This is a genomic window from Mesorhizobium sp. M7A.F.Ca.AU.002.02.1.1 (assembly GCF_003998535.1).
GTDB lineage: Bacteria > Pseudomonadota > Alphaproteobacteria > Rhizobiales > Rhizobiaceae > Mesorhizobium > Mesorhizobium ciceri.
Window position 1 is genome coordinate 1 of the sequence record NZ_RZPB01000983.1, and the last position, 1,886, is coordinate 1,886.

Annotated in this window: 3 protein-coding genes; 2 read left to right on the plus strand and 1 reads right to left on the minus strand. The window is 61.5% G+C overall.

Annotated elements, in window-relative coordinates:
* A partial coding sequence (locus tag EN879_RS34065) for a cytochrome c biogenesis CcdA family protein (protein WP_164774765.1) occupies positions 1-418 on the minus strand: 418 nt, incomplete at its 3' end.
* Positions 419-603: 185 nt separating this feature from the next.
* On the opposite strand from EN879_RS34065, the gene EN879_RS34070 reads away from it, so the two are divergent.
* Together EN879_RS34070 and EN879_RS34075 are read left to right on the plus strand one after the other, a co-directional pair.
* Positions 604-981, plus strand: coding sequence for a hypothetical protein (locus tag EN879_RS34070; protein WP_024503571.1), 378 nt, complete (start codon positions 604-606; stop codon positions 979-981).
* A 359-nt stretch (positions 982-1,340) separates the two neighbouring features.
* Positions 1,341-1,886 (plus strand): toprim domain-containing protein (locus tag EN879_RS34075; RefSeq protein ID WP_245493913.1); only part of this gene is annotated, 546 nt, incomplete at its 3' end.

Below are 1,886 nucleotides of genomic sequence, written 5' to 3' on the forward strand. Positions count from 1 at the left end.
CCATGACATAGGCCGCGATTGCACTTGCCGGCTTCCCTTGCGACTGGAAGCGTGCCTCGCGTGACAGCAGCGGAATGCGCAGGACGCCGAGGAAATTCAGGCCCATGAGGATGATCAGCACGCCTGCGCCCATGGCCAGCGGCTCCTGCCAGACGCGCAGCAGCCGGCCGATGGTCGAGGCGCCGGCGCCGAGCGCGACAAAGACGGTCGAGAAGCCGAGCACGAAGGCGATCGAAGAATAGATCAGCGCGCCGCGTGCGCCTTCACGCGCTGTCGCACCCGCATTGCCACGGAAATCGTCGACCGAGACGCCGGCCATATAACAGAGATAAGGCGGCACCAGCGGCAGCACGCAAGGCGACAGGAACGAAATCGCCCCAGCCCCGACCGCGCTGACATAGCCGATGTCCAATGCCATTTCCAAGAACTCCAATGTCGTGACGCCGATATAGCGACGCGCAGCCTTGTCCACCAATCACCATTGTGTTGGCAAGATCATCCATTGCCCGACGCACTTGCCAGGAAGAAACGACAGCCCGCAGGCGTTGATGCTGTGAGGCCGCGATTTCCCGCGCGTCTCCAGATATCAGTCAGGAGATTTCCATGAAAACCATAACCGCAGGACTGGCAGCGCTTCTGCTCAGCACCGCCGCATCCTTCGCTGCCGACGCGTGGAAGGAAGCCGAGGTCAATGGCGCCAAGATCTACACCGACGCCAATGGCATGACGCTTTACACCTATGACAAGGACGAGAAGGGCAAGAGCAACTGCTACGACAAATGCGCCACCAACTGGCCGCCGCTGAAAGCCGAAGCCGGCGCCAAGGCGGATGACGAGTGGAGCGTCGTCGACCGCACCGACGGCACCAAGATGTGGGCCTATGACGGCAAGCCGGTCTACACCTTCATAAAGGACAAGAAGCCCGGCGATGTGACCGGCGACGGCGTCGGCGAAGTCTGGCATATCGTCAAGGCCGACTAAGCACGCCATTCCCGCTGCTGGCGGGACAAGGGCTGGTCGCCGGGCATCTCCATGCCATCCGGCGGCCGGCATCGAACAGCCCGTTATAATGTCGCCCGTCCTGGTTTGGGCAGCATTTCAACGACTCGGCGGAAAAATGAATCGGGTCGTTTCCGCTGACTCAGACCCACCATCTGCCTTTCCCAAATTCTGTGATTTTCTCCATACACTCTAAGAGTGTATTGCTGCGGACCGGCCCGCAATTTGGGCGCTTCCCCTTGACCGGATGCAAAAGCGCGGCCATGTGAGCGACAAATAGAACGAGATTTCGTCGCGCGCAGCGGAATTCTTCTGCCGCACCACAGCTGATATGAGACCTCATGGACGTCGTCGTCGTCGAATCGCCGGCCAAGGCGAAGACAATCAACAAATACCTCGGCAAGAACTACAAGGTTCTGGCCTCGTTCGGCCATATCAGGGACTTGCCGGCCAAGGATGGCTCGGTGCGTCCGGATGAGGATTTCGCCATGTCCTGGGCGGTCGACACCGCCTCCGGCAAGCGCCTCGCCGACATCGCCAAGGCGGTCAAGGACGCCGACGGCCTGATCCTCGCCACCGATCCGGATCGCGAAGGCGAAGCGATTTCCTGGCATGTGCTGGAAGTTCTGAAGCAGAAGCGCGCGCTGAAGGACAAGCCGGTCAGCCGCGTCGTCTTCAACGCCATCACCAAATCGTCGGTGCTGGAAGCGATGGCCAATCCGCGCCAGATCGATGCGCCGCTGGTCGATGCCTATCTCGCCCGCCGGGCGCTGGATTATCTCGTCGGCTTCACGCTGTCGCCGGTGCTGTGGCGCAAACTGCCGGGCGCCCGTTCGGCCGGACGCGTCCAGTCGGTTGCGCTGCGTCTCGTCTGCGACCGCGAATCC

Coding starts and splice junctions, on each gene's coding strand:
- EN879_RS34070 (WP_024503571.1), top strand. CDS start 604: ATGAAAACCATAACCGCAGGACTGGCAGCGCTTCTGCTCAGCACCGCC.